Raw genomic sequence first — 5,213 nt, 5'->3', positions numbered from 1 at the left:
ATTTTTCACCACGCCAGGCTTCACGGTTTTGAGGGTCCATTCACCGACATCGGTCGTGGCGGTACGGCAAATACAGTTGAACGGTTTTTCCAGATCGTAAGCGGTGTCGTAGACGCCTTGGTCATTCGCTTGCCAGAACTCCAGAAACGCGTCACGAATCAAGTGGCCATTGCCGTCATAAACGTGGYCCATCACGACAATGTGCTCACCTGGCGCGCCAGGTTTGGCCATGTCGTTCCAGATTTCCTGCTCGCGCGGAAGATTGCCGGCAGCCTCCAGCGCCAAGCCGATATGGACATAGGGGCCGGCGGTTTGCGACGGGGTTTCATGCAGAAGTTGAACGGGCATACGCAGGCCTCCTCAGCGGTTTTCGAAGTGGGTCTTGCGCTGACCGCGCAGGACGATATCAAAACGATAAGCCAGGCAATCCATAGGATTGGCCATGCTCATATCCAGTTTGGCGATCAGACTCTGCACCGCTTCCGGATTCGCGATCGACTTGACGATCGGACACATGGGGATGAGCGGGTCACCTTCGAAATACAGTTGAGTAATCAAACGCGTGGCAATTGACGGGCCACTGATGGAGACATGGATATGGGCCGGGCGCCAATCATTCGGCCCGTTGCGCCATGGGTAGGGGCCGGGTTTGACGGTGCGGAAGCTGTAGTTGCCATCGCGGTCAGTCAACGCACGGCCAACGCCGCCAAAATTCGGATCAAGCGGGGCCAGGTAGCTGTCTTTTTTATGCCGGTAGCGCCCACCGGCATTGGCCTGCCACATCTCGACCAGGGTATGGGGAATCGGTTTGCCGTACTGATCACACACTCGACCCGCGACGATGATGCGTTCACCGATGGGCAGGCCGCCGTGATTGAAATTCAACAGCAGATCGTTATCGTGTTGACCCATCTTCAGATGGGAAAAATCCGGGCCGCTGGATTCGGATACAGACTGGGGAATGCTCACCAGTGCCTGGCGGGGCGACCGCAGGATCGACGTCTTGTAGTCAGGGGTCAGGGCTTTGGGATGCCAATTACGGTCACGAATGACGAAGCGGCTGTCGTGCGCATCAGACATGTCGTTTTTTCCTGTTGTTATGGTTGGACGGAGGCGGGCACTGCATTGGCAGCGACGTGTAGCCAGTTTCCTCCGGGACGACCCCAGCCAAAATTGAAAAAAACGACTTGAACCATGTCTAAATGGTTATGGATAGTTTCCCTCACGACATTCTTGCCCAACTTCGCGCAGCGCCTCCACGCACCACTGCGCCGCAGGTGTCACCGGCAACGCAGGATTGGTGCATAGCCCCACAGAGCCGCCGGGTTCACGCATCCCAAGATCCAGTTCCACCAAATCACCTTGCCGCAAGTCCTGTCTGACCGCGTCAAATGGCGCGACCCAGATGGCCTGACTGCATTGAACGTAGCGACGACTCAAGGCTATCGATAAGGTTTCCAGGCGTTGGCGTGATGGGGTAATCCCATGCTGCACAAACAGGCTGTCGGCGAATTTTCGGATCGTCGTCCCTGCCAACGGCAACACCAGCGGATAGTCTTCGAAATGCTCGTGTCCCTGCGGATCGGCGAGAACCGGGTGGTCGGTGCGTACCACCAGGGTCATTGATTCGCTGTAGAGATGCTCGAACGCCAGCCCAAGGATCAATGGGCTATCGGTCATCCGGCCTACCACCAGGTCCAGTTCACCGACCCGCAGCTGTGATAACAAATAGGCACTGGGGCCGGTCACAACGCTGACCACCAAGGCGGGGTGTCGGTCGTGTAAGCGACAGACAACTTCAGGCACCAACAGACTTTCGACGGTGGACAGCACACCGAGCTTCACGGCAATGGGCTCATGTACACCGGAGCGCAAACTGTTGACGCCGTCGCGCAGCGATTGCACGCTCGGCCCTGCATACCGCATAAAGGCAACGCCGGCCTCGGTCAGCGTCGAGCCCTTTTTACCCCGTTCAAACAGTCTGGCATCCAGCAGCGACTCCAGTTCTTTCAGCGTCTTGGAAAGCGCCGGTTGACTGATGGCCAACTTGTCGCAAGCGCGGGCCAGGCTGCCCTGGCGTGCCACTTCGAGAAAACACACCAGATGACGGAATTTGATTCGGGTATCGATGTTCAATCGGCTGCTCTGCTTTCGTGGTATGGAATCCAATAATGTCGGATGCGAAGTGTTGTAGTGGCGGTTGGTCCAGTGCTGCGCTGCTCATTTTCTGCTTTTAATGTCGTTTTTCACAGGGTGAGTGACTGCTTATGGCAGTGGATTCGACCGGTCGATGCAACACAACTAAATTCTGTGTAAGCAGAAGGAGTGTTGCAGATGAAGCAGAGACCGCGGATCTATCACACCGAAAGCCAGAAAAAACTGATGTGGGATCTGATCGATTAAGGCCTTACATGCTTGGTTGGAAGGCTTATTTCGGCTTGTCGCAAACCCCGAGAGTCTGGCGAGAGGTGGATGAATGGATACGGCACCGACTACGGGCAATCCAGCTCAAGCAATGGCGGCGTAGTTCAACGATCTATCGCGAGCTGCGCAGGTTAGGTGCAAGCGAGGCTGTTGCTCGCAAAGTGGCGGGGAACTCTCGCTGCAGGTGGCGCAATAGCGCTCTTGAGCTCAATCGAGTGCTCGATATAGCGAGTTTCGACAGGATGGGTTTGCCGCGTCTCTCCTGACCTCAATCTCTCGAACCGCCCGGTGCGGAACCCCATGCCGGGTGGTGTGGCAGGGGAACGGCCTATGAAGGCCGTCCCCTATGCCGATGTTTGTGGGGATCAAGACCATCCTGCACGGGACGCATAATTGCGTAGACGCCTGCGAAGACTGCGATCATTTGCGGTATATGCCGATGTAATGCCCTGGCCCCCTATAAACATCAACTGCCTTGCGGCACTACTCGGGCTTCATTACCGGAACCTTGTATATAAACATTCATACCTTTACCGAGAGATGGATTGATCGGCTGAGTGACCGATACCAGCACCCCACTTTGAACTCGCACGATGATCTGTTGTGCCTCCACCGGTTGATCGTACTTTTTCTTCTCTGCGTAATTACCGCCAGCGGCACCGGCTAAAGCGCCAGCGACCATGGCGACATCGCGTCCGGTACCACGGCCTATCAGGCTACCGATAGCGAGACCGCCGACGCCACCGAGTACGGCGCCGACGCCACTGTCGTGGTTGGTCTGCATCTGGGTCAGCGATATCTGCTCGATCTTGCCGGCGCGAATTTCGATTTCACCGGCACCACCTTCGTTGGATCCCACAGCGGAGCAGGCACTGATCGTCACAACCATCATGGTCAGTATCAGTCTGGACAAAATTACTTTCATTTCTCTATACCTCAGTAATTGATAGCGGATCGCGATGTCTTTTTCGTCGAAGAAGACTTAACCGCCAGCGAGTGCTGACGATTGAGGCGAGGCTTAGCTACGGATGAACGCCCATATATCGGCGTTGAGTTTGTCGATTGCGGCTTTGAAGTCGTTGGCAGTGATGGTCTGGCTTGCGTTTTTCAGTTGAGAACCGACGACCTTGCGCACCACTTTGACCACGGTCTGATTGGTTTTAACGTCGATAAGCTCGGCTTCGATAAACAGGTTAGTGTCCTGATCCCTATGGCCGGTGGCCGCTTGTGTAGCGCCGACCACGGCCGCGACCGGTACTATTTCATACCACTTCATACCCTCGTTCGAAGCGCTCACACCGGTGATGGCTGCGCGCAGGATCAAGGTCTTCGAGCCAGTCGGTGCTGCGGCCGGAGTGGATACCAGTTGATATTTCTGACCCAGTACACCCTTGGCCTTGCTGGTCATGTAGTTTTGGATATCGGTGAGTGTCTGCTGGTTTACGCGCTCATCGGGCTTGGGTTCGGGATACATTTCCAGCTTGCTGAACGCCACCGTGTCATACGCATTCGGGTTCCACGACGGGCTCACCCAGCGCATTGCAGTTCCGCCGCTGGGAGTGGTGACTTCTTGCAGGTTGTTGTAATTGGACAGATAGCCTGAGTATTGCGCCGACTCAGTCACCTTCGAAGTGCAACCGACAAGCATCAGGCTGGCCAGCGCTGTGCCAACAATTAATGTGCGGGACAGATTCATAAGGGTAGTGCTCCAGGGACTAAATCGTTTACTCGTTGGCAGGCTTCAGAAACGCCAGGTCATGTTTGTAGTCAAGGCTTGAATCCAGGCGTTATCGAACTGACCGGAAGTGCGATCGCCAGACAGCGTCTTGGTCTGGTCCACCGGCATATTGCCCATCCAGACCAAGGCCCAGCTGACGTTGATGTCGGTGTCTTTGTTGAGCGCGTAGGTGGCTCCAGTTGCCAGGCGCCATGAGTCATTCATCGGTACGTTGAGCGTGCGGTTATGGTCTGATACGGCGGAGGTGTCATAGGCAATACCGAAGTTCCACAACAACTGTTGCGTGGCCTGGTATTGGGCGCCGAGGGCCAGTTGGTAGGTGTCCTTGTAGTTGGCGTCGATGGAGGTCGATTGTGAACCGGCCACGTTGGTGTCGACTTGCACGCCGACTTCGCCGAATTCCGACCAGTCCTGCCAGTTGACCGTCGCCAGCATTGCCCATTTCGGGTCCAGTTGCTGGAACAGACTGAGGGTCACCGTTTGCGGCACTTGGGTATCGATTTTTGTGTTGAGGCCATTCAAATTGTCCGTCAGAGGACCGGAGCCTTTCACATCGAGTCGGTCTTCAAAGTCGAGATCGACCTTGCTGGTGTACGCCAAGCCTATTCGCGTACCGGGTTGCGGGGCGTAGATCACCCCCAGGTTGGCGCCGTATCCCCAAGTGTTGTCCTCGTACTTGAGTTGCCCGTCGTTGCGATCCGTGCGGTCCAACGGTGAACGGTCAATGGCGGTCTGGGTTTGCAACATGCCGTACATGGCTTTCACACCGACGCCGACCGACCATTGGTCGTTAAAGCGGTAGGCCACGCTAGGTACCAGTGACAAACCGGCGATGCTGGCGTTCTGGGCAAAGTAGCGCCCTGACCAGTCGTTGTCGTAATTGGCCGCCAGCCCGAAGTCACCATAGGAGCCAAAACCGACACTCCAGTGGTCGTCGAGTTGATGGGTGATGAAAAAGCTGCCACCGGGAATTGGGTCCAGCACATTACCGCTGCCACTGCCGGAGACATTCGTATTGGAGTCACGGTTGAACTTGAGGTCACCGTAGAGC

Annotated in this window: 6 protein-coding genes and 1 pseudogene; 1 reads left to right on the top strand and 6 read right to left on the bottom strand. The window is 56.0% G+C overall.

The features are described 5' to 3' along the window. The 3 genes from AC1DRJ_RS18565 to pcaQ form a co-directional block, all read right to left on the bottom strand. On the bottom strand, positions 1-348 hold a 348-nt coding region (locus tag AC1DRJ_RS18565; protein WP_477803445.1), incomplete at its 3' end, for a dioxygenase family protein. A 12-nt stretch (positions 349-360) separates the two neighbouring features. Next, a complete protein-coding gene (gene pcaH / locus AC1DRJ_RS18560; RefSeq protein WP_477803444.1) occupies positions 361-1,080 on the bottom strand; it encodes a protocatechuate 3,4-dioxygenase subunit beta in 720 nt (239 codons plus the stop codon). A 126-nt stretch (positions 1,081-1,206) separates the two neighbouring features. Then, positions 1,207-2,136 (bottom strand): pca operon transcription factor PcaQ, encoded by a 930-nt coding sequence (gene pcaQ, locus AC1DRJ_RS18555; protein ID WP_477803443.1) that lies wholly within the window; start codon positions 2,134-2,136, stop codon positions 1,207-1,209. 257 nt (positions 2,137-2,393) lie between these two features. On the opposite strand from pcaQ, the pseudogene AC1DRJ_RS18550 reads away from it, so the two are divergent. Further along, positions 2,394-2,690: pseudogene (locus AC1DRJ_RS18550) on the top strand (group II intron maturase-specific domain-containing protein); the annotation flags it as partial. A gap of 200 nt (positions 2,691-2,890) precedes the next feature. Here AC1DRJ_RS18550 and AC1DRJ_RS18545 read toward each other — a convergent pair. From AC1DRJ_RS18545 to AC1DRJ_RS18535, 3 genes are all read right to left on the bottom strand, one after another. Then, positions 2,891-3,349: a glycine zipper 2TM domain-containing protein gene (locus AC1DRJ_RS18545; protein WP_477803442.1), complete on the bottom strand. Its 459-nt coding sequence runs from the start codon at positions 3,347-3,349 to the stop codon at positions 2,891-2,893. Positions 3,350-3,442: 93 nt separating this feature from the next. Then, complete coding sequence (locus AC1DRJ_RS18540) at positions 3,443-4,120, bottom strand: DUF3313 domain-containing protein (protein ID WP_477803441.1); 678 nt, start codon at positions 4,118-4,120, stop codon at positions 3,443-3,445. Between the two features lie 45 nt (positions 4,121-4,165). Continuing rightward, the coding region (locus tag AC1DRJ_RS18535; protein WP_477803440.1) for an OmpP1/FadL family transporter at positions 4,166-5,213 on the bottom strand (1,048 nt) is incomplete at its 5' end.

It is taken from the genome of Pseudomonas sp. P5_B2, assembly GCF_056400445.1.
Note: the sequence above shows the minus strand (reverse complement) of the source record. Positions and strands in the feature narration are given on the sequence as shown.

Coding starts and splice junctions, on each gene's coding strand:
- AC1DRJ_RS18545 (WP_477803442.1), bottom strand. CDS start 3,349: ATGAAAGTAATTTTGTCCAGACTGATACTGACCATGATGGTTGTGACG.
- pcaH (WP_477803444.1), bottom strand. CDS start 1,080: ATGTCTGATGCGCACGACAGCCGCTTCGTCATTCGTGACCGTAATTGG.
- AC1DRJ_RS18540 (WP_477803441.1), bottom strand. CDS start 4,120: ATGAATCTGTCCCGCACATTAATTGTTGGCACAGCGCTGGCCAGCCTG.